At 69.8% G+C, this 23,503-nt stretch carries 17 protein-coding genes; 7 read left to right on the forward strand and 10 right to left on the reverse strand.

All coding sequences use genetic code 11. The features are described from left to right. Positions 1-259: 259 nt before the first annotated feature. Positions 260-4,342 carry a discoidin domain-containing protein gene (locus ACQF4J_RS03755; protein ID WP_427164534.1) on the forward strand — a complete coding sequence of 1,361 codons (4,083 nt, stop codon included), beginning with the start codon at positions 260-262 and terminating at the stop codon, positions 4,340-4,342. Positions 4,343-4,425: 83 nt separating this feature from the next. Here the strand turns inward: ACQF4J_RS03755 and ACQF4J_RS03760 are convergent, their stop codons facing one another. From ACQF4J_RS03760 to ACQF4J_RS03775, 4 genes are all read right to left on the reverse strand, one after another. Continuing rightward, positions 4,426-5,781: a beta-1,3-glucanase family protein gene (locus tag ACQF4J_RS03760; RefSeq protein WP_427164536.1), complete on the reverse strand. Its 1,356-nt coding sequence runs from the start codon at positions 5,779-5,781 to the stop codon at positions 4,426-4,428. A gap of 177 nt (positions 5,782-5,958) precedes the next feature. Next, complete coding sequence (locus ACQF4J_RS03765) at positions 5,959-6,999, reverse strand: LacI family DNA-binding transcriptional regulator (protein WP_351575961.1); 1,041 nt, start codon at positions 6,997-6,999, stop codon at positions 5,959-5,961. Between the two features lie 72 nt (positions 7,000-7,071). Further along, on the reverse strand, positions 7,072-8,832 hold the full coding sequence (locus ACQF4J_RS03770) for a discoidin domain-containing protein (RefSeq protein ID WP_427164537.1): 1,761 nt from the start codon (positions 8,830-8,832) through the stop codon (positions 7,072-7,074). A gap of 12 nt (positions 8,833-8,844) precedes the next feature. Beyond that, positions 8,845-9,939, reverse strand: a complete 1,095-nt coding sequence (locus ACQF4J_RS03775; protein WP_351801152.1) for a DUF1996 domain-containing protein — start codon at positions 9,937-9,939, stop codon at positions 8,845-8,847. A gap of 281 nt (positions 9,940-10,220) precedes the next feature. Here ACQF4J_RS03775 and ACQF4J_RS03780 point away from each other — a divergent pair, with 281 nt between their 5' ends. Continuing rightward, a complete protein-coding gene (locus ACQF4J_RS03780; RefSeq protein ID WP_351575952.1) occupies positions 10,221-12,761 on the forward strand; it encodes a discoidin domain-containing protein in 2,541 nt (846 codons plus the stop codon). A 112-nt stretch (positions 12,762-12,873) separates the two neighbouring features. Here ACQF4J_RS03780 and ACQF4J_RS03785 read toward each other — a convergent pair whose 3' ends face one another. The 3 genes from ACQF4J_RS03785 to ACQF4J_RS03795 all read right to left on the reverse strand — a co-directional run bounded on the left by ACQF4J_RS03785 (position 12,874) and on the right by ACQF4J_RS03795 (position 14,852). Continuing rightward, a complete protein-coding gene (locus ACQF4J_RS03785; RefSeq protein ID WP_427164539.1) occupies positions 12,874-13,530 on the reverse strand; it encodes a hypothetical protein in 657 nt (218 codons plus the stop codon). Beyond that, positions 13,527-14,348, reverse strand: a complete 822-nt coding sequence (locus tag ACQF4J_RS03790) for an ATP-binding cassette domain-containing protein (protein ID WP_427164540.1) — start codon at positions 14,346-14,348, stop codon at positions 13,527-13,529. The genes ACQF4J_RS03785 and ACQF4J_RS03790 overlap by 4 nt, the downstream gene beginning before the upstream one ends. A 96-nt stretch (positions 14,349-14,444) precedes the next feature. Then, positions 14,445-14,852 (reverse strand): hypothetical protein, encoded by a 408-nt coding sequence (locus ACQF4J_RS03795; protein WP_427164541.1) that lies wholly within the window; start codon positions 14,850-14,852, stop codon positions 14,445-14,447. Positions 14,853-15,070: 218 nt separating this feature from the next. Here ACQF4J_RS03795 and ACQF4J_RS03800 point away from each other — a divergent pair, with 218 nt between their 5' ends. Continuing rightward, entirely contained in the window at positions 15,071-17,491 is a 2,421-nt protein-coding gene (locus tag ACQF4J_RS03800) for a SpoIIE family protein phosphatase (protein ID WP_351575941.1), read from the forward strand. 219 nt (positions 17,492-17,710) lie between these two features. Here the strand turns inward: ACQF4J_RS03800 and ACQF4J_RS03805 are convergent, their stop codons facing one another. Beyond that, entirely contained in the window at positions 17,711-18,760 is a 1,050-nt protein-coding gene (locus tag ACQF4J_RS03805) for an aldo/keto reductase (RefSeq protein ID WP_427164542.1), read from the reverse strand. 116 nt (positions 18,761-18,876) lie between these two features. Here ACQF4J_RS03805 and ACQF4J_RS03810 point away from each other — a divergent pair, with 116 nt between their 5' ends. Then, positions 18,877-19,413 carry a TetR/AcrR family transcriptional regulator gene (locus ACQF4J_RS03810; protein ID WP_351801161.1) on the forward strand — a complete coding sequence of 179 codons (537 nt, stop codon included), beginning with the start codon at positions 18,877-18,879 and terminating at the stop codon, positions 19,411-19,413. 48 nt (positions 19,414-19,461) lie between these two features. Here ACQF4J_RS03810 and ACQF4J_RS03815 read toward each other — a convergent pair whose 3' ends face one another. Then, complete coding sequence (locus ACQF4J_RS03815; RefSeq protein WP_427164544.1) at positions 19,462-19,959, reverse strand: pyridoxamine 5'-phosphate oxidase family protein; 498 nt, start codon at positions 19,957-19,959, stop codon at positions 19,462-19,464. 179 nt (positions 19,960-20,138) lie between these two features. Beyond that, entirely contained in the window at positions 20,139-20,513 is a 375-nt protein-coding gene (locus ACQF4J_RS03820) for a hypothetical protein (protein WP_351575929.1), read from the reverse strand. Positions 20,514-20,792: 279 nt separating this feature from the next. Here ACQF4J_RS03820 and ACQF4J_RS03825 point away from each other — a divergent pair, with 279 nt between their 5' ends. From ACQF4J_RS03825 to ACQF4J_RS03835, 3 genes are read left to right on the forward strand one after another with little or no spacing between them, the layout of a single operon-like run. Beyond that, positions 20,793-21,596, forward strand: a complete 804-nt coding sequence (locus ACQF4J_RS03825; protein ID WP_351801165.1) for an alpha/beta fold hydrolase — start codon at positions 20,793-20,795, stop codon at positions 21,594-21,596. Continuing rightward, complete coding sequence (locus ACQF4J_RS03830) at positions 21,596-22,912, forward strand: PP2C family protein-serine/threonine phosphatase (RefSeq protein ID WP_351576089.1); 1,317 nt, start codon at positions 21,596-21,598, stop codon at positions 22,910-22,912. Before ACQF4J_RS03825 ends, ACQF4J_RS03830 begins: the two co-directional genes overlap by 1 nt. Next, positions 22,909-23,247 (forward strand): STAS domain-containing protein, encoded by a 339-nt coding sequence (locus ACQF4J_RS03835; RefSeq protein ID WP_427164545.1) that lies wholly within the window; start codon positions 22,909-22,911, stop codon positions 23,245-23,247. Before ACQF4J_RS03830 ends, ACQF4J_RS03835 begins: the two co-directional genes overlap by 4 nt. Positions 23,248-23,503: the final 256 nt, after the last annotated feature.

Raw genomic sequence — 23,503 nt, forward strand, 5'->3', positions numbered from 1 at the left:
GATGCGGAGGGCCCGGCGTCACGGCGAAGACTGTGGGCCCGCTGCCGGGAGCCTGTCAAGATTAATTCCTAATTTAATAGCAGTCACCGCCATCGCAGACCCCTGGCAATCCTCGGCCCGCGATCCGCTCCGCACCCGATCCATGTCGCAGGGGTTGACATCAGACACTCCCGCACCCAGCCTTTGGCAACGTTGTCATTCAACGGCGCGAGACGGAAACACTCCGGCTTGTGCTGCTTTTTGATGGGACGTCACGCTCATGAACGATCAGTCGGATTCGTCGCGCCCACCGTCACGGCGGACCGTCCTCACCACCGGGACCACCCTGCTCGCCGCGATCGGCCTCGGTTCCGCCCTGCCCGTACCGACCGCGGCCGCGACCCCTGCCGACGCACCGGCCGCGGCCCCCGGCGCGCGCGGTGAACTCGCCCTCTACCGGCCGGTTTCGGTGTCCTCGACGGCCTACGCCGCCACGCCCGGCTCCTTCGTGGTCGATCGCCTCACCTCGCCCGGAGTCCGCGGCAGCGGCTGGCGTGCCGAGGACGGCGACCCGCAGTGGATGACCATCGACCTCCAGGGGGCCTGCGAGGTCACCGAGGTCCGCCTGACCTTCGAGGCCGACGCCTCCGACCCGGTCTACACGCCGCCGACAAGCGGCAACGTGCACAGCGGCACCACCGGCAAGGAGATCCAGTCGAGTTACTCGCTCGTCTTCGTCGTCGAGACCTCCCTGGACGACAGCTCCTGGACCACCGTCCACCGCACCACGGCGGGCACCGGGGGCGTCGTGGACATCAAGCTCACCCGCCCCGTGCGGGCGCGCTGGGTGCGCCTGACCTCCCACAAGCGCTCCAGCCCGCTCCCCCTCGGTCTCAACGGCTTCCAGGTGTACGGCACCCCCGACGGCCACCGGCCCTCGGTCACGGGCTGGACCGACTGGGGCACCCACCACGGCGAGGCGCCCGAGCTCACGGTCGCCGACGACGGAACCGTGCCCGTGGAGTCGGGCTGGCGCCTCACCCTGGACGACTGGGCCGGGGCGGACGGCGCCGGGCTGTCGAAGACGTCCGTCGACACCAGCACCTGGCTGCCCGCCACGGTTCCCGGCACCGTGCTCGGCTCGCTCGTGGAACAGGGCAAGCTGCCCGATCCGGTGGCGGGTCTGAACAACCTGCGCGTTCCGGAGGCTCTGTCACGCCATGCCTGGTGGTACAAGCGCGACTTCGCGCTGCCCCGCGCCCTGCGCACCGGCACCGAAAGGCACGTCTGGCTGGAGTTCGACGGCGTCAACCACAAGGCCGAGGTGTGGCTGAACGGGAGTCGCGTCGGCGATCTGACGTACCCCTTCGCGCGGGCCGCGTTCGACGTCACCCGGCAGCTGTCGGCCGACGGCGAGAACGGGCTCGCGGTACGGATCACGCCGATGCCGGTGCCCGGAAGCCCCGGCGACAAGGGACCGCAGGGCGAGGCCTGGGTGGACGCGGGCGCCCAGCAGATGAACCTCAACTCCCCGACGTACCTGGCCTCTTCGGGCTGGGACTGGATGCCGGCCGTGCGCGACCGGGCGGCCGGCATATGGAACCACGTCCGGCTCAGATCGACCGGGCACGTCGTCATCGGCGACCCGCGCGTGGACACCGTCCTGCCCGAGCTGCCGGACGTGTCGGTGGCCGAGGTGACCCTGGTCGTCCCCGTGCGCAACGCCGGCACCGCCGACCGACGGACGACGGTCACGGCGGCCTTCGACGGGGTGCGGGTGTCGAGAACCGTCACCGTCAAGGCCGGCGAGAGCCTCGACGTCTCCTTCACCCCCGACGCCTTCGGCGAGTTGAGGCTGCGCGACCCCGAACTGTGGTGGCCCAACGGCCTGGGCGAGGCCACCCTGCACGACCTCACGCTCACCGCCTCGGTGAACGGCCGCGAGAGCGACCGGCGCACCACCCGCTTCGGCATCCGCCAGTTCGGCTACGAGTGGGACGTACCGCTCGCGTTCACCTCGTCCGGCGACGCCTACACCCAGACGGTGGCCTTCGACCGACAACAGGCCCGGCACGTCCGCATCAGATGCCTGACCCGGGCCACCTCCTGGGGAAGCTCCCTGTGGACCCTGTCCGTCCAGGACAGCACCCGCCCGGGCGTCGACCTCGCCCTGCACGCCCAGGCCGACGCGTCCAGCACGGACGGCAACCCGGCGGCCAACGCCACCGACGGCGACGCCGGCACCCGCTGGTCCTCCGCCTACGAGGACGACCAGTGGATCAGCGTCGACCTCGGCGCCGTCCAGTCCTTCGACCGGGTCGACCTCACCTGGGAACAGGCGTACGCGAAGACGTTCGTGGTCCAGGTCTCCGCGAACGGCTCGGACTGGACCGACGTGAAGTCGGTGGACAACGGAGCGGTGCCCCTGCCCTTCAACAACGGCAACGCCGCCATCCAGGTCGAGGACTTCGACCCGCGGACCGCCCGCCACGTCCGTCTGGCCTGCGGTCTGCGCAACACCAGCTGGGGCAACTCGCTGTGGTCGTTCACCGTGGTCGACCGCGGCGATCCGGGCACCGACCTCGCCCTGCACCGCAAGGCCACCGCCTCCACCGAGGAATCCGACCACCCCGCCGCGCACGCCACCGACGGCGACCCGGGCACCCGCTGGTCCTCCGCCTACGAGGACCACCAGTGGATCCAGGTGGACCTCGGTTCCTCCCGGACGTTCGACCGCGTCGCCGTCGTCTGGGAGAGCGCGTACCCGAAGTCGTACACGATCCAGGTGTCCGAGGACGGCGAGACGTGGACCGACGTCAAGTCCGTTTCGAACGAACCCGATCCGCTGAAGATCAGCGTCAACGGCGTGCGGGTGCTGGCCCGCGGCGGCAACTGGGGCTGGGACGAGCTCCTGCGCCGCATGCCCGAGGAGCGCATGGACGCGGCGGTGCGCATGCACCGCGACATGAACTTCACGATGATCCGCAACTGGGTCGGCAGCAGCGACCGGGAGGAGTTCTTCGCCGCCTGCGACCGGCACGGCATCCTGGTGTGGAACGACTTCCCCAACGCCTGGGGCATGGACCCGCCGGACCACGAGGCGTTCGTCTCGCTGGCCCGTGACACCGTGCTGCGCTACCGCATCCACCCGAGTGTCGCGGTGTGGTGCGGCGCGAACGAGGGCAATCCCCCGGCCGCCGTGGACAAGGGCATGCGCGAGGCGGTGGAGCGGCAGGTGCCGGGTCTGCTCTACCAGAACAACTCGGCGGGCGGCATCGTCACCGGCGGCGGCCCCTACGGCTGGGTGGAGCCGGAGAAGTACTTCGACCCGATGACCTACGGCAGCCGTGACTTCGGCTTCCACACCGAGATCGGCATGCCGGTCGTCTCCACCGCGGCCAGCGTCCGCAGCATGACGGGCGACGAGCCGGAGTGGCCCATCCGGGGCGCCTGGTACCACCACGACTGGAGCGAGCACGGGAACCAGGCACCCCAGAACTACAAGGCGGCCATCGAGGCGCGGCTCGGCGAAGCCGATGACCTCGACGACTTCGCCCGCAAGGCGCAGTTCGTCAACTACGAGAACGCCCGCGCCATGTTCGAGGCGTGGAACGCCCATCTGTGGGACAACGCGAGCGGGCTGATGCTGTGGATGTCCCACCCGGCCTGGCACAGCACGGTGTGGCAGACGTACGACTACGACTTCGACGTCAACGGCACCTACTACGGCGCCCGTTCGGGCTGCGAGCCGCTGCACGTGCAGGCCGACCCGGTGGGCTGGCAGGTCATCGCGGTCAACCACACCTCGGCCGACCTGCGCGGCGCCACCGTCACCGCCCGGCTGTACGACCTGTCCGGCCGCGAGCTGGCCGGGAAGAGGACCGCCAAGGTGGACGTGTCGCGCGCGGACACGACCGACGCGTTCACCGTCCCGTGGACGGACGGCCTTCCCGGACTGCACCTCCTGCGGCTGACGTTGCGGGACTCCCGAGGCAGGGAGGTGTCGCGGAACACCTACTGGCGTTACCGCGAGGCAGCCGCGCTGCGCGCCCTGAACACGGCGAAGCAGGTCAGGCTGACAGGCTCGGTCGACCGGGTGTCGCGCACCGGTGACCGCCGGGAGCTGACGGCGGTGATCCGCAACCAGGGTTCGGCCGTGGCCGCCATGGTCCGGTTGTCGCTGCTCCAGGAGCCGGGCGGCGATCGGGTGCTGCCGACGCTGTACAGCGACAACTACCTGTGGCTGCTGCCGGGCGAGTCCCGGACCGTCCGGCTGTCGTGGCCGGCCCGGGCGCAGTCGTCGGGCCGGCCCGTGCTGACGGCGCAGGCCTACAACGGGCCGGTCACCGTGCTGCACTCCTGAATCCGGGTTCCCGGGCCCCGGCCTCCCGCACCAGGGCCCGGGAACGGATCAGTGGGCGTCAGGTGTGCGCACCGCGCGGCCGGCTACCAGCCGACGGCGACCAGGAGCCACTGCGGGTCGGCGTGGGACACGAAGGAGGACTGGCCGGCCACGTCGTCGTACGGGAAGCCGTAGGCGAGGTGGTTGATGGCGTTGTCGTGCCAGAACTTGGCGTAGTAGTTCGCCGGTGCGGCCTTGTAGAACTGTGCCGGGTCCGACTGCTGGGAGGCCGGCAGGGTGGCGACGTGGCGGTTGAGGGCGGCGCACATGTCGGGGTTGCCCGCCAGGGAGGCGGCGCAGCCGAAGATGTCGGAGGTGGCCGCGTTCACGCCCACGGACTGGGCGTAGGCGGTGAAGTAGTTGGCGTTGGCGCCGCCCGCGCGGAAACTCGGGTCGCTGCCGGGCGCGATGATCCGGTACGGGGCCTGGGTCTGGGCGAGCACCTTGAACTCGTTCGGCACGGCGTCGGTGAAGCGCTGGAAGGTGGTGGCGCGGTCCTCGGCGAAGGTCTGCCGGTTCTCGCCGACCTCGACGTCGTAACCGTCCTTGCTGTGCAGGCGCATGGCCAGCTTCAGGCCGAAGGCGTCGACCCGGGTGGTGTTGCCGTTGAAGACGTTGTTGCCGACCGTGAACTCAATGAAGTCGTAGTAGGGGCCGTTGGGCGAGCCGAGGTAGAAGTACATGCGGCCGGCGGAGTTGGCGGGCATGTCGAGGTAGGGCTGCTCGGCGATGGAGTGCGTCTGGCCGTTGAAGCTCCAGTACACCTGGCTGTCGGGGTACTTGCCGTTGGTACGGTTGAGGATCTTCACCTCGACGGCGTTGCTCGCCGGGGGTATTCCGCTGGTGCTGCCCCAGAAGTCGTCCGGCGGGGTGGTGCCGCCGGGGCTGTAGACCTGGAACTCCCACAGGGAGTAGCCGTACGGGGTGCCGCGTGCGGTGCCGTAGAGGCGGACGTAGCGGCCGCTGCCGGAGATCGTGATGTTCTGGGTGCCGCCGGTGGCGTTGGTGGTGGAGTGGACGGTGGTCCAGGTGTTGGCGTCGGTGGAGGTCTGGATCTGGAAGGCGGTCGCGTAGGCGGCCTCCCAGTTGAGGCTGACGCGGCTGAGCTGCTGGACGGATCCGAGGTCGACCCGTATCCATTGCGGATCCGAGAAGGCCGAGGACCAGCGGGTGCCGGTGTTGCCGTCGACGGCGGCGCTCGCGGGGAAGGTGCCGTTCTCGGTCGAGGAGGCGGTGGCGGGCCTGCCCTGGGACAGCAGCTGGTCGGCGGCATGGGCGGGTGACGGGGCCAGGACCGCGCAGAAGGCGGCGATCAGGGCGACCACCAGACCGAGAACCGCGCGGCGGCGTGCGATGTCGGTCGGTGGTCTGCGGGTGGGTGCGCTGACGTGGCTCTGCATGCGGGTCTCCTCAAGCCGGTTCGGCGTCCGTGGGGGTGGAGCAACAGCAGATGTGAGAGCGCTCTCTCGGGTTGTAGCCCCGCCGGTACCCGTCGTCAACAACTGAAGCCGAAATCAATCGGGTTGGGCCCTGCCCTTACATCCCTTGACGCATCCGGTACGGACCTTCCCGTGCCGTCACGCCGACTCGCGCACCACGAGTTCCGGCTCGAAGACGACCGACGTCGCGTCGGTGCGTACGCCGTGGATGTGCTCGTCCAGCAGCCGGGCCATCTCCGCCGCCATCTCCTCCACCGGCTGGCGCACGGTGGTCAGTTGAGGGCGACAGGTGACGGCGATGCTGGAGTCGTCGAAGCCGACGACCGCCACGTCCTCCGGAACCCGGCGGCCGCGTTCACGCAACACCTGGCACGCGCCCTGGGCCATGAGGTCGTTGGCGGCGAAGACGCCGTCCGTGTCGGGATGGCTCTCCAGCAGTTCGGACATGGCCGCGACGCCGCTGTCGAGGGTGAACCCGCCTTCCGCGACCGGGACGTACGGGTGGCCGTGCCGGGCGAGGGCGTCACGGAACCCGGCCAGGCGCTCCTGGCTCGCGGGCACGTCCAGGGGGCCGCAGATCGTGGCGAGCCGGCGGCAGCCGCGCCCGAGCAGGTGCTCGGCGGCGAGACGTGCTCCGTCCCGGTGCGCGAGGTCGACGTAGCTGAGCGGTACCGGAGGCGAGGGGCGGGCGAAGAGCACGGCGGGGAGCCGGGCGTCGGCGAGGAGGGCGGGCAGCGGGTCGTCGGCGTGGGTGGACACCACGAGTGCGCCGTCGGCACGCCCCTGCCGCAGATACGTAAGCACCTCGTCACGGGCCTCTCTGGACTCGGCGAACATCAGCACCGGGTGCAGGGAACGGGGGCGCAGGAAGCCGACGACGCCTCCGACCACCCGGCCGAAGAAGGGGTCGGCGAACACTCGCGCGGCGAAGGCGTTCTGGCCGGCGTCCGTGGTGTCCCCCGCGCCGGACACCACCAGGGCGACGGTCTCGGCCCGCCGGGTCACCAGGGAACGGGCGGCCCGGTTGGGGGCGTACCCCGTCCGTTCGATGGCACGGCGTACCAGGTCCTGTATCTCCGGATCGACGTTGCGGATGCCGTTGACCACCCGCGACACAGTCGCCCGGGAGACTCCGGCCTCCCGGGCGACGTCCTCCAGCGTCGGGGCCCGTCTGCGCATGCAGGAACCCTAACGGACTTGCGGATCACACAGTAGAGCGCTCTCCGAGGGTGGGGCCGGGCCGCGGCGCTGTCAGTTGTAGATGCCGAACTCGTAGAGCGAGTAGCCCCAACCGGTGCCCCGCGCGGTGCCGTTGACCCGCACGTAGCGGCCGGTCCCGGTGACGTCGAAGTCGTCGATGCCACCGTTGCCGTCGGACACGGCGCGCACCGTCTGCCAGTTCTGTCCGTCGTCGGAGGCCTGGATGGTGTACGCCTTCGCGTACGACGCCTCCCAGAACAGCTGGACGTGCCGGAACGTGGTGCGGGTGCCCAGGTCGACCTGGAGCCACTGGGGGTCGCTCCAGTCGCCGGCCCATCGGGTGGCGGGGTTTCCGTCGACCGCGTTGGCGGCGGTGCAGGGGCAGTCGCCGTAACTCGCCTGGTAGGACGAGGCGGTGGCCGGTCTGCCCTGCGCCAGGTTGGTGCCGGACGGCACGGGTGGGACGACGCGGATCGAACGGGTCTCGACGCCGACGTTGCCCCGGCCGTCGGTGGCCTTAACGTACATCTTCCAGACGCCGGGGCGGTCGGGTGCGGTCACCTTCATCCGGCCGCCGCTGAGGTCGGTGAAGGGCAGCGGGGTGAGGTTCTTGCTCTGGTCGACGTACATGCTGTTGTCGAGGACCTCGTAGGAGATCCGGTCGCCGTCGGGGTCGGTGGCCTTCACGTCCAGGACGAGGTCGCGCCCGGCCTGCACCTTGCCCGCGTCGCCCTCCACGGTCAGGTCCGAGATGACGGGCGGGGTGTTGTCGTGCGTGGTGTCGCCGCCGTAGGCCTTCTTCACGGCGTAGTACGACAGGCGCTTCTGGCCCGCGGGCAGCAGGTTGAACCAGATGCCGCCGAAGTCGTACTCGGTGCCGTAGTGGAACATGGTGGCGCCGAGCGCGACGCCCCTGTGTCCGGTGATACACCCCCACGCGCGGGTGTAGCCGTCGCCCTTGGCTCGGTCGGTGGGTTCGAGCGGGACGCCGTTGGCGTCGTCGGGGACCTCCCACTCGCCGGCCGGACCGGTCTCGGTGACGATGTAGGGCTTGCTGTAACCTCCTTGCTCCCAGGCGGACTTGATGTCGCAGACCGCGTTGTAGGAGTTCACGGCGTACAGGTCGAGATCCGGCGCGTTCTTCTTGTAGTAGGGCCATGCCCCCACCCAGGCGTCGGTGGAGGTGACCGGGTGGTCGGGATCCACGGCGTGGATCTTCTTGGTGATGTCGTCGACGAGCGTGGTGTAGGCGTCGCGCTGTCTCTCCAACTCGTCGCCGCTGTAGCAGTTCTGCAGTCCGAGGACGGACTCGTTGCCGACGTCCCACATGAGTACGCCGGGGTTGTCCTTGTACGTCTGGACCCACTTGGGGAACTCGTCGAGCATTTGGTTCTTGTACGCGGTGTCGGTCACGTAGTTGACGCAGCCGCCGCTGCCGGGGCCGCCGCCTGGCTGCAGCCAGAAGCCGGCGACGACCTTGATGCCGTGGGCGGCGGCGGAGTCGAACAGGGGCTTGCTGGTGGCGTCGGTGCCCCAGGTGCGGATGGTGTTGACGCCCATGGACTGCAGGTCGGGCATGTACCTCTCGGCGTCCGCGACGTTCGGGCCCCAGGTCAGGCCCTTGATCTGGTACGGCCGTCCGTCCACCGTCAGCTGCCAGGAGCCCTGGCTGCCGGTGACCTTGACGACGCTGCCGGCGGCGTGGGCCTGGGTGGCGGGCAGCGCGATGAGGAAGCCCGCGGCCAGGACGCCGGCGGTGAGGGGTGCCGCGGCGCGGCGGGTTCTGGAGCGTGTGCGGGGTCGTGGGGTCATCGCTGTTGCTCCTCAGGGCAGTTCGTAGTGCTCGTTGAGGGCCGCGCCCGCCTCCGGGTGGGTCTCGTCGTAGCCGCGCGCGTCGCACTGCAGGCCGCCGACGACGCAGTGGTCGACCAGCGCCTTGAGCGTGGGGGCGTCCCAGGCGTTGAAGAAGTCGTAGTGGAAGGTGTGGCCCGCTCCGCTGGCCAGGCGCACCTTGGACATGTCGCCGTTGACCGGGAAGGCCATCTTGAACTCGATCATCGGCAGTGCGACCGGGTGGTCGGCCGGGCAGATGTTGTCGTTCGTGCCGGGCTTGACCACCGGGTAGGCCATGTGGCTCTTGTGGTCGGGGGTGTCGAGGTACTTGCCGTCCCAGCAACTGGGCGCCTGGAAGCGGATGTTGAGCTGCACGTCGGCGCGGTTGGGGCAGGTCGCGGGGAACTCGGTGTTGAAGTAGCTGTCACCGCACTCCCAGCCCTCGACGAAGCCGGGGTGGTGGCGGAACTCGTCGGCGCTCTGCATCGGGCTGCCGACGACGAACCGCAGGCCCTTGGGGAAGGGCCGGACGCTGGTGTAGTCGGTGACGCCCGCCTTGTAGTAGATGACCTGCGGTCCCACGGGGAGGATCTGCTGGTCGCCGTTGTAGAGGGTGGGCATCCAGTAGCCGGACAGGTCGCCGGGGGCCTTGCAGGTGGTGCCGCCGGCCTCCAGCGAGGCCGTCGTGCTGTAGGCGTCGGTCGTGGTGTTGCCCATGAACGTGTGGTCGTGGGACTTGCCTGGCTGCTGCGGGTAGACGATGGGGTCGTCGGGCCTGGTGCGGGTGACCGAGCAGTTGGCCTGGAACTCGTGGAAGTAGCGGTGGGGCGGGTCCTGCGTGGACGGCGTCACACCGGTGACCGGCGGGTTCGCGGGGATGTAGCCGTCGCCGTCCGGGTCCTCCGGTGAGGTGGCGGTGGACGCCGCCATCGCGTGCCCGGAGTGGGTGGCCGCGAACACCCGGGCGGCGGAGCCGTGCGGTGCGGGCGGGCCGGCGCTGACGGCGACGCCGCCGAGTCCGAGCGAGGTCAGCAGGAGCGCGCCGGTGATCAGCGTGACGGACAGGCCTTTCGATCTCCGTGACATGGAGACCTCCTCCTGTGCTGTGGGGGTCGGGGAGCGCCGGATCGGATGCGGGAGAGCGCTCTCCCGCCGAGGAGTGTTGAGGGCATGTCATCAAGGTGTCAAGGGATCCGGCAGAAGTGGATCCGGAAAGATTTCAACTTCCGAAGGCTTGCCGAGAGTTGTGACTCATCAGTTAAATCAAGACGTGAACTAAGCGTCGGGGCACTGCCCTTGGCGTGTCGATCCGCCTGCCGTCGGCGGCATCACGTGTTCCTTTCCCCACCACACCCGCAGGGACCTCCATGAGACTCAGATCCATGGGCGTCGTGCTCGCCGCCATGGCGGCGCTGCTCGCCCTACCCGTTCCCCGCCCGGCCGCCGCGGCCGAACTCCCCCTGTCCCAGGGCCGAACGGCGACCTCCTCCTCCGACGAGAACGCCGGCACACCGGCCGCCTACGCCGTCGACGGCGACACCGGCACCCGCTGGTCGTCGGCCGCGAGCGACACGCAGTGGCTGCAGGTCGACCTGGGCGCCAGGGCCACGATCTCGAAGGTCGTCCTCAACTGGGAGGCGGCCTACGGCAAGGACTACAAGATCCAGGCCTCCACCGACGGCAGCACCTGGACCGACCTGACCTCCGTCACCGGCGGCGACGGCGGCACCGACAGCCTGGATGTCTCCGGGCAGGGCCGCTACGTCCGGATGTACGGCGTCCACCGGGCGACCCAATGGGGCTACTCCCTCTGGGAGTTCCAGGTCTTCGGCACGTCCGGCACCGGCACGGCCTCCTGCGACACGGCGAACGCGGCGAAGGACAAGCCCGCCTCGGCCTCCTCCACGGAGAACGCGGGCACCCCCGCCTCCGCCGCCTTCGACGGCGACACCGGCACCCGCTGGTCCAGCCAGGCCTCCGACCCGCAGTGGGTGCAGGTCGACCTCGGCTCGGTCAGGAACCTGTGCAAGGTCGACCTGACCTGGGAGGCCGCCTACGCCAAGGAGTTCCAGATCCAGGCCTCCACGGACGGCCGGAGCTGGACCACCCTCAAGAACGTCACCGGCGCGAGCGGGGGCACGGCGTCCTACGACGTCTCCGGTTCCGGCCGCTACGTCCGTGTCAACGGCACCGTCCGCGCCACCGGTTACGGCTACTCCCTGTGGGAGGTGGCCGTCCACACCGGAAGCGGCGGCAGTACTCCCCCGGTCCAGGGCGGCGGCGATCTCGGGCCGAACGTCATCGTCGTCGACCCCAGCACCCCCAACCTCCAGCAGAAGTTCGACGACGTCTTCGCCAAGCAGGAGTCCAGCCAGTTCGGCACCGGCCGCTACCAGTTCCTGCTCAAGCCCGGCACCTACAACGGCATCAACGCCCAGGTCGGCTTCTACACCTCAATCTCGGGGCTCGGCCTTGACCCGGACGACACCCAGATCAACGGCGACATCACCGTCGACGCGGGCTGGTTCAACGGCAATGCCACGCAGAACTTCTGGCGTTCGGCGGAGAACCTCGCCATCACACCGTCCAACGGCACCGACCGCTGGGCCGTCGCACAGGCGGCGCCCTTCCGCCGCATCCACGTCAAGGGCGGCCTCAACCTGGCCCCGAACGGCTACGGTTGGGCCTCCGGAGGCTACATCGCCGACTCCAAGATCGACGGCACCGTCGGCCCGTACTCCCAGCAGCAGTGGTACACCCGCGACAGCTCGGTCGGCGGCTGGACCAACGGCGTGTGGAACATGACGTTCACCGGAGTCCAGGGCGCCCCGGCGACCAACTTCGACTCGGGCCCGTACACCACCCTCGACACGACGCCCGTCTCCCGCGAGAAGCCCTTCCTCTACCTCGACGGCAGCACCTACAAGGTGTTCGTGCCCGCCAAGCGCACCAACGCGCGCGGGGTGTCCTGGCCGGCGAACGCCGGCACCTCCATCCCGCTGGACCAGTTCTACGTCGTCAAGCCGGGCGCCACCGCCGCCACGATCAACCAGGCGCTCGCCCAGGGCCTCAACCTCCTGTTCACCCCCGGGGTCTACCACCTCGACCAGACCATCGACGTCACCCGTGCCGACACCGTCGTACTCGGACTGGGCCTGGCGACGCTCGTGCCGGACAACGGCATCGACGCCATGCACGTGGCCGACGTCGACGGCGTCCGCCTCGCCGGATTCCTCATCGACGCGGGCTCCGTCAACTCCGACACGCTGCTGCGGATCGGGCAGCCCGGCGCGAGCGCCGACCACTCGACCGACCCGACCACCATGCAGGACGTGTTCGTGCGCATCGGCGGCGCCGGTCCCGGCCTCGCGACCAACTCCGTCGTCGTCAACAGCGACGACGTCGTCATCGACCACACCTGGCTCTGGCGCGCCGACCACGGCAGCGGCGTCGGCTGGGACACCAACCGCGCCGACTACGGCCTGCGCGTCAACGGCGACGACGTCCTGGCTACCGGTCTGTTCGTGGAGCACTTCAACAAGTACGACGTCCTGTGGAGCGGCGAACGCGGCCGGACGATCTTCTTCCAGAACGAGAAGGCCTACGACGCCCCGAACGCCGCCGCCATCACCCATGACGGCATCGTCGGATACGCGGCCTACAAGGTCGCCGACACCGTGACCCAGCACGAGGCTTGGGGGCTCGGCAGCTACTGCAACTACACCGCCGATCCGTCGATCGTCCAGGCACACGGCTTCCAGGTCCCGGTCACCGCCGGGGTGAAGCTGCACGACGTGCTCGTGATCTCCCTCGGCGGCAAGGGCCAGTACGCCCACGTCGTCAACAACACCGGCGCCCCGACCTCGGGGACGGACACCGTGCCGTCGAAGCTGACCTCGTTCCCGTGACCGACGGGCCGAGCAACACCCCACACCGCTGACCGCCTCCGGCCCCCGACGTCATGTCGGGGGCCGGACCTCGTAACAGGGCAGCTTGTGCATGCACAAGCGGTGAGCCTCTTCATGCCTTTCTGAGGGTGATCGCTTGTGTGACAGCCGTGCTGACCGTCAACAAGCCCGCGGCGACGGCGAGGAGGACGGCAGTGGGCACCAGGGCGTCCGTCGAGTCCGAGGTGTTCTGCAGGTGGGTGAGCATGATGTTGACCGGAGAGACGCCTTTGCCCAGCAGCACGGCCAGCAGGAGCCCCAGGGCGAGGAGGAGCGCGTAGCCCTGTCGTCGGAACACCAGCCGTGAGCAGACCACTCCGATGGCCATGCCGGTGAAGCCGCAGGTGAGTTGGGCCAGGATCCCCAGCGCCAGGTCCGCGGGGCCGGGTGTTCGGGCTGCGAACATCAGCGGCAGCACCAGGCCGACGGCCGTCAGCAGCAGGCACCACACGGCGGCCGTCCCGACCGCCGCGAGCAGAACGCGTAGATGGCTGCCGGTGCTGACGACGACGATCGAGCGGTGCGGCTGATCCTCCAGACCGATCAGTGCCATGGTCAGCCAGACCGAGCACAGCAGCATGGCTCCGGCCACCGAGGCGTAGGTCGCGGTGAGCGGGCCGGAGTCGCTGCTGGTCAGCACGGCCACCAGACCGAGGAACAGCAGCAGCGGCGCGAGGTAGCGCTGGGAGAGCAGCAGCACCGTGAACATGTAGCGGACCAGGGCGATCACAGGGCGACCCGCTTCCCGTCGAACCCGTGATCATGTTCACCCACGGTCCCGGTGAGGCCCGCCACCGACCACCGGTGCTGCAGGGCCGTCAGCAGTACGGCGTCCGAGTGCTCCCGCACCACCCGCAGGACGACGTCCCCGCCGCGCCGGGCGGAGTCCACCACACCCGGCAGCGCTGACCAGTTCACCCCCACCGGCGTAACGCCTGTCGGCGGCGCTGTCAGGACCAGCTCGACCATCGAGGCCGGGCCCCCGGGCTGCCGACCGCCGCGCAGCGCGACCCGGCCGTCGCCGATGACGTAGACGCCGCCGGCGTGCGTCTCGGTGATCGCCTCGCGATGGTCGGTGAAGACCACCGCCCCGCCCTGGGCGGCCGCTTCCTCGATGAACTCGGCGAGGACACCGTGGGCAGAGGCGTCCAGACCGGACCAGGGCTCGTCAAGGACCAGCAGACCGGGCTGCACGAGCAGGGCCTGGGCGAGCGCCACCTTCTGCAGGTTGCCCTTCGACAGCGTGCGCAGCGACGCGTCCCGTCCACCCACCAAGGACAGCCGCTCCAGCAGCTGTTCGCCGCGGGTACGGGCGGCGGAGACCGACAGGCCTCGTATACGCCCCATGTGGGTGAGGTAGGAGATCGCCGACATGCGGTCGTGGGCGGTGAAGCGGTCCGGTACGTAACCGATGTGCGGTGGTCGCCCCGTCACGCTTCCCTCGGTGGGCTTTGACAGTCCGGCGAGGATTCTCAGCAAGGTCGTCTTCCCTGAACCATTGCTGCCCACCACCGCGACGACTTCACCGGCCGAGACCATCATGTCCACGTCGCGGAGGATCCAGCGCCCTCGGCCGTAACGTCTGCCGACCGCCTCGCAACGCAGCAACTCGTCCTCCGTGAATGGAAAAGGCTCTGTACGGTGTCAGCCCCCAGTCGTCCTGCTCTTCCGGCTGAGCACCACGAAGAGCAGAAATCCCGCCGCGGCGAGGACGACTCCGGCGACCAGGAAAGGGACCGGGGAGTACTCGTCCGTGCACGACTGGCCGCCGGCCACGGTATGGCAGACATTTCCAGGACCGCTTCGGTTCAGGTAGGCGATGTAGAAGAGCGGCACGGCCAGACCGGCCAACAGGCCGGACACCGCGTCCCTCGGTCCCTTCCACAGCAGGACACCCGCCGCGACGGCGGCCAGAAGGAGCAGCGCGATCCCCACCGTCAGAATGGCGGCCAGCCCGACACCCGCGCACGCGCCCAACGCCAGCCAGCCCGCGAACCAGCCCCAGCCGACGGAGCGTCCCTGTCCTCGCGTGACGGCTTCCTGACTCACCATGCTGCCCGTCCCCCCTGAGACCGCGACATCGGACACCGACGGGTCCACGTCATCCCCCAGCATCGCAGGGTTTCGGCAGCCGCGTCCGACCGCGGCGGCGAGTGAAAGCGGCGGTGTACGACGGGCGGACCGCTGGGCTCGCCCACGCCCCTCTCCGACCATGGGGGACGGACGGGCACCGGGCTGACCGAAGACGCTCACTGTGCGATGCTCGACACGTGACGTCACGGGAACAGCCGCCCGGGCAGGGGGCCGCGTCCGACTCCCCGACCTTGGCGAAGGTGGTCGCACGGCAGCGAGCCGAGATCGTCGACCTGCAGCGCGTCGCCGCGCTGATGCCGGTGCTGGAACGCGCCAAGGGCGCGATCATGGTGCAGGAGGGCTGTTCCGCGCAGGAGGCGTACGAAACGCTCCTCGAGCGCAGCGCCACGGCGGGCCGGACACTCGTCGAGGAATGCTGGCTGACGCTGGGCGCCATCCGCCCCGCCCGCAGACGACGCCGGCGCCGGCGCGAGACCGGCCGCGGCGGCTCGGTGTTCTCATCCACCCAGTACCTGGTCCCGGCGGAGTCGGCCCCGCCGTCGGCCGCCCCGGGCACGGACCGCGAGGCGACCCTGCTGGGCAGGCTGGGCCTGGGGCTGGCGAGCGTGGAGGACCACCACGATCTCGCCCGCTGCCTGCTGGAGCACCTCTGCCACGGCGTCGAGGTCGGCGCCGTACTGATCTACGTCGGAACCGAGGACGGCGTGCGGCTGAGCGGGCACGCGGGCATCGACAGCGTGGAGGCCGTTCGCTGGCACAGGCTCACCGCCGACGGCCGGTCCCACGGCCACGATCCGCTGCGCAGCCACCGGCCCCTGTGGTCGGAGGGCCCCGAGGCACCCGAGGCATACGCGGTGCCCGAGGAAACCCTGCTCCGATGGCCTTCACGTGCCTGGCTGCCGGTGGACACAGGCGGGGAGGTCGAGGAAGTCGTCACCGTGCTCCGCGGCACCGACCGGGCCTTCACACCCGCCGAGCGGGAGCTGCTGGTGGGCGCCGTGCAACTGTGCGCCGGACGGATGGCGACACTCGGTTCGGGCGTGCCGCGCCGCAAGCCGTCCGTGGAGAGCGTGCAGCAGATCTTCGACTCCCTGCCCGGATCGGTGATCCTGCTCGCCCCGCTGTCCGCGCCCGACGGCACGGTGGAGGACTTCCGGATCGAGGCCGCGGCGCCCGACTCGGTGGACGTCGCCGGCCGCACCGGCCGTCAACTGGTCGGCCTGCGCGTGCTGGAGTGCTATCCGACGTTCGCCGGCACGCAGATGTGGAAGGGCTACCTGGACGTTCTGGCCACGGGCAGACCGTTCGCGGGCGAGCCGTTCACCTACGAGGAGGTGGTGGCCGGCATCCCACAGCACTCCACTTTCTCCCTGCGGGTGGCCCGGCTCGGAGAGCACCTCGTCGTCTCCTGGATCCGGCACGACATCGCCGCCCGAGAGGAACAGCGCCTGGCCGCTCTGCAACGCCTGGGCAACCTCGGCTGGGCCGACTGGAACCTCGTCACCGACACCATCACCTGGTCACCTCATGTGTTCACGATCTTCGACCGGGACCAGAGCCTCGGCCCCCTGCGACTGGAGCAACTGCCCGAACACGTCCTGCCGGAGGACCTGCCCGAACTCACCAAGGCCGCCCAGCAACTGCTGAGTGACGGCACCGCCATCGACCAGCCCTTCCGCATCACGACCCGAGCCGGGGTACGGCACCTCCGCATCGTCGCCGAAGCGACCGTCGACGCCGACGGCACACCGCTGGAGGTCCACGGCTTCTTCCAGGACCTCTCCGGCCAGCGCGACGCGGAACTCGCCCTGCTCAGCAGCGAGCGGGCCGTTTCCACCCAGCGCGGCCTGCTCCAGGCCGAACGCAAGGTGGCCGCCCGTCTGCAACAGGCCCTGCTGCCCCTGCCCACCGGCCCCGTCACGCTCGCCGGACTGTGGACCAACGCCTTCTACCACCCCGCGGAACGGGGCATCAGCGTCGGCGGCGACTGGTACAGCGCCATCGAACTCCCCGACGGCGACGCGCTCTTCGTGATCGGTGACGTCATGGGGCACGGCATCAACGCCGTCGCGACCATGGCACAACTACGCTTCACCGCCAAGGGCATGATCATCACCGGGTCCGGTCTGACCGACGCGCTCACGCGGTTGAACGCCCTGCTGATGCACATCCACTCACCCGGCGAGCGCCACACCACCGCGACCATGATCGTGGCGCGCTACCACCCCGCCGACCGCACACTCACCTGGGCACAGGCAGGACACCTGCCTCCCGTGCTGGTCCGCGACGGCGTGGCCCACACCGTCGAACGCCCCACCGGCATCCTGCTGGGCGCCACCCCGACCCCGCGGTTCACCGAGGCCACCCTCCGACTGCGGGAGGGCGATCATCTGCTGCTGTTCACCGACGGCCTGATCGAGCACCCCGGCCAGGACCTGTCGACGGGCCTGAACGCCCTGTCCGCCGCCGCCGCGACCGTACTGACCGCCCGCCCGGACAGTCTGAGCCGCCTGCACGCGTCCATGGCACGCCCCGACCATCGCGACGACGTCTGCGCCCTCCACATCAGCCTGCCGCCCACGTCCTCGGAGGAGTGAGGGATCGGCGCTTCTCACCTGCCGGTCATGCACCGACGCCGTGGGCGAGGAGGCTCTCCGCGTCGTGATCCCGGCCGAGCCGCGGTCGCAGGTCCGGGTTCAGGACGCCCAGGCCGCCGGTGAGCCATACGGGCGGTTCACGGGCGGGGGCCTTCGCGGCGCGCTCTCCGAGACGGTCACTCAGGATGCGGGCGGCCGCGTCGGAGCGGACGACGGCTTTCAGGCGAGGGCCATTCCGGGAACGCGCCGGCGGATGGCCTCCATCTCGGCTTCGTCCGAGATGCCCTGCCAGTCGTACCGGGGCGTGTACGGGGCCTGCAGAGCACGTACGTCGTCATCGGTGAGCACGACATCGAGGGAGGCGACGGCCTCGTCGATCTGCCGGACGGAGCCGGCGCCGACCAGCGGCGCGGTGACGACCTCCTGGCGTCGCAGCCACGCGAGCGCGACCTGGGCGCGGCTGACGCCGTGAGCGTCCGCCACCCGCCCGACGGCGTCGATGATCGCGCGGTTGGATGCCTCCTGCTCGGGCGTGTAGAGCAGGTCCGCGAAGGCGCCGTCCGTCTCGGAGCGCGCCGTCGAACGGGCGTCGTCCCACGCGCGGGCGAGGCGGCCCCGGGCCAAGGGCGACCAGACGATCGTGCCGACGCCCTCGTCCAGGCACAGCGGGATCATCTCCCGCTCCTCCTCGCGGGCGAGGAGGTTGTAGTGGTCCTGCATCGACACGAACCGTGCCCAGCCGTTCTGCTTCTGCAGACGCAGGGCCTTCGCGAACTCCCAGGCGTGCATGGAGGAGGCGCCGAGGTAGCGGACCTTTCCGGCCTTCACGAGGTCGCTGAGTGCCTCGAGCGTCTCCTCCCACGGGGTGGAGTGGTCGTTGCGGTGGATCTGGTAGAGGTCGATGTAGTCGGTTCCGAGGCGGCGCAGCGAATGGTCGACCTCGGTCATGACCGCCTTGCGCGACAGACCCCGGCCGTTCGGACCCAGCCGCATCGGATGGCGCAGCTTCGTGGCGATGACCACGGCGTCGCGGTCGGCGAAGTCCTTCAGCGCGCGGCCGAGGATCTCCTCACTGGAACCGTTGGAGTACATGTTCGCGGTGTCGAAGAAGTTGATCCCGGCCTCCAGCGCATGCCGGATGAGCGGTCGCGCCTCCTGCTCGCCCTTGGACCAGACCGGGTGGCCTCGGTCGGGCTCGCCGTAGGTCATGGCGCCGATCGCGATCGGTGACACGTCCAGACCGGTCGTGCCCAGCTTGATGTAGTGCATGACGCCCCTCTAAAGTAAGTGGAGAACTCTCCGAATAACGGTAGTGGAGAGTTCTCCACTTAGCAACTCCCGTCAGCAACTCCCGTCAGCACCCCGTCTCGGCAAGGTGAGGTCCTGTGGTTCGTTCAGACGCCCGCGAGAACCGGGCACGCATCCTCGCGGCCGCCCGCGAGGCGTTGACGGAGGACGGCGGTGCCTCGATGAACCAGATCGCGCAGCGCGCCGGCGTCGGCGCGGGCACGCTGTACCGCAACTTCCCCACCCGGGAGGCGCTGCTCCTGGCCGTCTACCAGGACGAGGTCGCACGCATCACCGCCACCGTGCCCGACCTGCTGTTCCAGATGCCGCCACTGGAAGCGCTCCGCCACTGGACGACCGACCTCGTCGAGGCCATGCGCAAGAAGCACGGCCTCGGGGACGCCCTCAGCGCCGGCGCCCACCAGGCGATGGCCGAGCAGAGCTACGGCCCCGTCATCACCGCCCTCACCCAGCTCCTCGACGCCGGCAAGAAGGACGGCACCATCCGCCGCGACGCCGACCCCGGCGACTTCCTCCAACTCACCGGCGCACTCTGGCGCGCCGCGTCCACCCCCGAAGACCGCGCCCCCCACATGCTGACCCTCATCCTGGACGGCCTCCGCCCCCACCCGTAGCGGGCCGGACGGCAGAGGCCGGGACGCAACCCCGCGCTCGGAACGGCCTCAGGCCGACTGTCGTTCGGCTCGCTGCCGTACCAGTTCCTCGACCGCGGTGGGGAGGGTGGTTTCGAAGTCGATCAGTTTCGCCCAGGTCGGGGTGATGACAATGCGGACCATGCCGTCGTAGAGGGAGCGCACTTCGGCCTCCCACTCCACCCGCTGCTCGGGGGTCATCTGGTAGCTGCCGTTCATCTGCAGGTACTCCTCCGGGATGCCGTCGACGACGTCGAGTTCGGCACGGCCGCGGATGAGCAGGATCTTGGGCGGGTGCACCTCGGTGTCGATCGTCAGCGCGACCTGGGGATTGCGGCGCAGCGAGGGGAGTTTCGGAGCGTTCCTCGTGGTGCACAGGACGATCTGCGCACCGTTCCACGTGAACGCGATCGGGATGTTGCGAGGCGTCCCGTCCTTGGCGACGTAGGCCAGGCGGCACACGTCACGAGCCAGCAGTTCCTGGCTGATCGGGCGGCTCAGGATCTCGGTGATCTGCTGCTGCTCCATGGTCCACACTCCCGTGGTCGATGCCTCATGGCCGGCCGTCCGGCCGCTCACACCCCTGGGACGGAGCGGGCCGGACGTTCTCGACATCCACGGCGAGGCAACTTCCGCCACGCCGCCACCACGGCGACGGGCCGGGACATCCCACGACGGGGAGTCCCGGCCCGTGCGCGGACAGGCGGCTACGGTCGGTTCAGAACGACCGAGTTGATCGGTGTCAGGTTGACGAGCTGGAAGTAGTTCATCTCGATGGTGATGCCGCAGTCGACGCCGTCGTAGCCGGTGCACAGGTCGGCGGTGGCGTTGGCGCCGCCGTACTGGTTGTTGAGCACGTAGTGGTTGCCGAACTGGTTGCTCAGATTGTGGGCACCGTAGCTGTAGAAGACGTCCGTCGGTGTGCTCGAGTGGATGTCCGCGTCCCGGGGGTAGATGCAGACCGCCCCGCCCGGGCAATGGAAGACGGTCCTGTCGCTCGCGTGTGCCGAGCCGGTGCCGATCGCCGCCATGGCGGCGGTGGCGACGGCGAGCGCTGCGGCGCCCCTCGTGATCCTGCGCATAGTGGTGTCCCTCCGTCCGCGGCCGACCCTCGTCGGCCGTCATCACCACCGACACCCGGCGAATGCCGGGCCGGTCCTCCCCCGACGGGTCGCGACCTGTAGTCGTTGCCCCACCCTGCGACGCTCACGTCGCCCGGTCCATGAATTCGATCCTGTTCAAAGCGCCGTGGCGGCCGGCCTTCCCGGTCGCGTGCGGACGGTTATGCAGGTGAGAGGCGCATTGTGGGCAGATTCGGTGTGGTGCACAAGCATCGGCCGGGAGTTGAGAGACTGGCGGGCATGGACATCGCGCGCAGGAACAACGTCACCGTCACGGGCAACCCGGACGGGCCGGCGGTCGTACTGGCCCACGGGTTCGGCTGCGACCAGAACATGTGGCGGTTGACGGTGCCCGCGCTGGCCCGGGAACACCGGGTCGTGCTGTTCGACTACGTCGGCTCGGGCCGTTCGGAGCTGTCCGCCTTCTCCCCGGACCGGTACGCCACCCTGCACGGCTACGCCCGCGACGTGGTGGAGGTATGCGCATCGCTCGATCTGCGTGAGGCGGTGTTCGTAGGGCACTCGGTCAGTGCGATGATCGGCGTGCTGGCCGCCGACGTGGCTCCCGAGCGGATCGGCGCACTGGTGATGGTCGCCCCGTCCCCGCGCTATATCGACGACGACGGCTACCGAGGCGGGTTCAGTGCGCAGGACATCGAGGAGTTGCTGGAGTCGCTGGAGTCCAACTATCTCGGCTGGTCGGCCGCGATGGCTCCGGTGATCATGGGGAATCCGGAGCGCCCCGAGCTCGGCGAGGAGCTGGAGAACAGCTTCTGCGCCACCGATCCGGACATGGCGCGCGTCTTCGCCCGCACCACGTTCCTGTCCGACTCCCGCGACGATCTGAAGAAGGTGCGCGTGCCCACGCTGGTGCTGGAGTGCACTCAGGACGCCATCGCTCCCCGGGAGGTCGGCGCCTTCGTCCACGCCGCGATCCCCGGCTCGACGCTGGTCACGCTCGATGCCACCGGGCACTGCCCGCACCTGTCGGCGCCCGAGGCCACCAACCACGCGCTCGTGGAGTTCCTGGCGGCCCTGCGATGATGTGCCGCTCCGGACCACAACCGGACCCGTCCGACCCCTGCGACCCCCGGCATTCCGACGACGGGGCAACAGCGAACGCGGCGTTCGCCGCATTGCTGGAGGACAGCGCCGAGGAACTGTACGAATCCGCGCCGTGCGGCTATCTGTCGACGCTGATGGACGGCACCATCGCGAAGATCAACGCCACTTTGCTGGACTGGCTCGGCCTGCCTCGTGAGGCCGTGGTGGGCCGGATGCGCTTCACGGACCTGCTGACCGTGGGCGGGAGGCTGTACCACGAAACGCATTTCGCGCCGCTGCTGCAGATGCAGGGCGCGATCAACGGCATCGCCCTGGACCTGAAAGACGCCGCGGGCGGCCGCATACCGGTCCTGGCCTCCTCGGTCGTCAAGTACGGCAGCATGGGCAGACCACTGCTGATCCGCACGACCCTCTTCGACGCCCGGGACCGCCGCGCCTACGAGGAGGAACTCCTACGCCGCCGTCAAGCGGCCGAAGAGGCCCGCAGACAGGCGGAGGCGGACCGGGCCCGGCTGCAGGACGCCCTCGCCGTGCTCCAGCGGTCCCTGTTGCCCGACACCCTCCCGCTCATCCCGGGTCTGGACACGGCCGCTTACTACCACACGGCCTCGCCCGACCAGCTCGGCGGCGACTTCTACGACGTCTTCCCGGTGGACGGCAAACGCTTCGCCTTCTTCCTCGGCGACGTGTGCGGCAAGGGCCCCCAGGCCGCCGCGCTGACCTCGCTGACCCGCTACACCCTGCGGGCCGCCGCCCTGCACGGACCCGACCCCGAATCCGCCCTGACCACCCTCAACAAGGTGCTGCACGAGCGGTACTCGGCCGGCGGCGACCCGCGCTACTGCACCGCCGTCTTCGGCATCCTCGAGATCGACGGGACCACGGGCCAGGTCTTCGTACAGCTGGCCTCCGGTGGCCATCCACCCGTGCTCGTCCTGCGCGCCGACAGCACGGCCCAGTACCTGCCGACCCCGGGCGGTCTCCTCGTCGGCGTCCTTCCCGAGGCCCGCTTCACCACGGCCACCACCACCCTCCGCCCGGGTGACACCCTCCTGCTCTACACCGACGGTCTGACCGAAGCCCGTACCGGCACGGACCGCTCCAGCCTCTACGGCGAAGACGCCCTGCTCACCTTCGCCACCCGCCACGCCGGAGCCCCCGCGCACGACCTCGTCCAGGCCCTGACCGCGTTGCTCGACGGTTTCGGCGACGGACTCGACGACGACACCGCCCTGCTCGCCCTCGGCGTGCCCGCCCGACCGGCCACCCTCCCGACGAGAAGAAGCCACCCATGACCCCGCTGAAGATCACCGTTCGAGACGCCGGCACCGGTCCCGTCTGGGAGATCACCGGAGCGCTCGACTACACCACCGCCCCCGAGCTGCGCGAACAGCTCACCACCCTCACGCTCCGGCCGGGCCAGCGTCTCGTCCTGGACCTGGCCGGCATGAACTTCTGCGACTCCAGCGGCATCACCGCCCTCATCAGCGCGCACCACCACACCCAGGCCGCACAGGCCGACCTGGCGCTCGCCGCGGTGCCCCCGTCCACGCTGCGCGTCCTAAGTATGGTCGGACTGGACCAGATCATCCCTCTGTACCCGGACACCGAGACCGCCACCGGCCGATGATCCGCGCCGCCCGCCGCTGCCCGCGGCGGGTGGAATCGTCCCTTGATCGCATCCGGCATCTTTCCGCATGCCTTGAGTCCCGCCACCTGGGTACGCAGTCGTGGCGGCAGCCCCATCGGGCGGGCGGAGGAGGGAGCGACATGGTGCCGGACAGGATTCGACCTGCGCCGTCCGGGCGCTTCACTCCCCTGACACGTGCTCGGTGTGCGCGTGATCGCGCCGTGAGACGTTGGCAGCCGTAGGCCCGATCTCGGCG

Origin of the sequence: Streptomyces sp. C1-1, assembly GCF_050214755.1 — a bacterium.
Taxonomy (GTDB): Bacteria; Actinomycetota; Actinomycetes; order Streptomycetales; family Streptomycetaceae; genus Streptomyces.

Excerpts from the sequence above, each read along its gene's own strand:
- ACQF4J_RS03755 (WP_427164534.1), top strand. The coding sequence starts at position 260 with ATGAACGATCAGTCGGATTCGTCGCGCCCACCGTCACGGCGGACCGTC.
- ACQF4J_RS03760 (WP_427164536.1), bottom strand. The coding sequence starts at position 5,781 with ATGCAGAGCCACGTCAGCGCACCCACCCGCAGACCACCGACCGACATC.
- ACQF4J_RS03765 (WP_351575961.1), bottom strand. The coding sequence starts at position 6,999 with ATGCGCAGACGGGCCCCGACGCTGGAGGACGTCGCCCGGGAGGCCGGA.
- ACQF4J_RS03770 (WP_427164537.1), bottom strand. The coding sequence starts at position 8,832 with ATGACCCCACGACCCCGCACACGCTCCAGAACCCGCCGCGCCGCGGCA.
- ACQF4J_RS03775 (WP_351801152.1), bottom strand. The coding sequence starts at position 9,939 with ATGTCACGGAGATCGAAAGGCCTGTCCGTCACGCTGATCACCGGCGCG.
- ACQF4J_RS03780 (WP_351575952.1), top strand. The coding sequence starts at position 10,221 with ATGAGACTCAGATCCATGGGCGTCGTGCTCGCCGCCATGGCGGCGCTG.
- ACQF4J_RS03795 (WP_427164541.1), bottom strand. The coding sequence starts at position 14,852 with ATGGTGAGTCAGGAAGCCGTCACGCGAGGACAGGGACGCTCCGTCGGC.
- ACQF4J_RS03805 (WP_427164542.1), bottom strand. The coding sequence starts at position 18,760 with ATGCACTACATCAAGCTGGGCACGACCGGTCTGGACGTGTCACCGATC.
- ACQF4J_RS03815 (WP_427164544.1), bottom strand. The coding sequence starts at position 19,959 with ATGGAGCAGCAGCAGATCACCGAGATCCTGAGCCGCCCGATCAGCCAG.
- ACQF4J_RS03820 (WP_351575929.1), bottom strand. The coding sequence starts at position 20,513 with ATGCGCAGGATCACGAGGGGCGCCGCAGCGCTCGCCGTCGCCACCGCC.
- ACQF4J_RS03825 (WP_351801165.1), top strand. The coding sequence starts at position 20,793 with ATGGACATCGCGCGCAGGAACAACGTCACCGTCACGGGCAACCCGGAC.
- ACQF4J_RS03830 (WP_351576089.1), top strand. The coding sequence starts at position 21,596 with ATGTGCCGCTCCGGACCACAACCGGACCCGTCCGACCCCTGCGACCCC.
- ACQF4J_RS03835 (WP_427164545.1), top strand. The coding sequence starts at position 22,909 with ATGACCCCGCTGAAGATCACCGTTCGAGACGCCGGCACCGGTCCCGTC.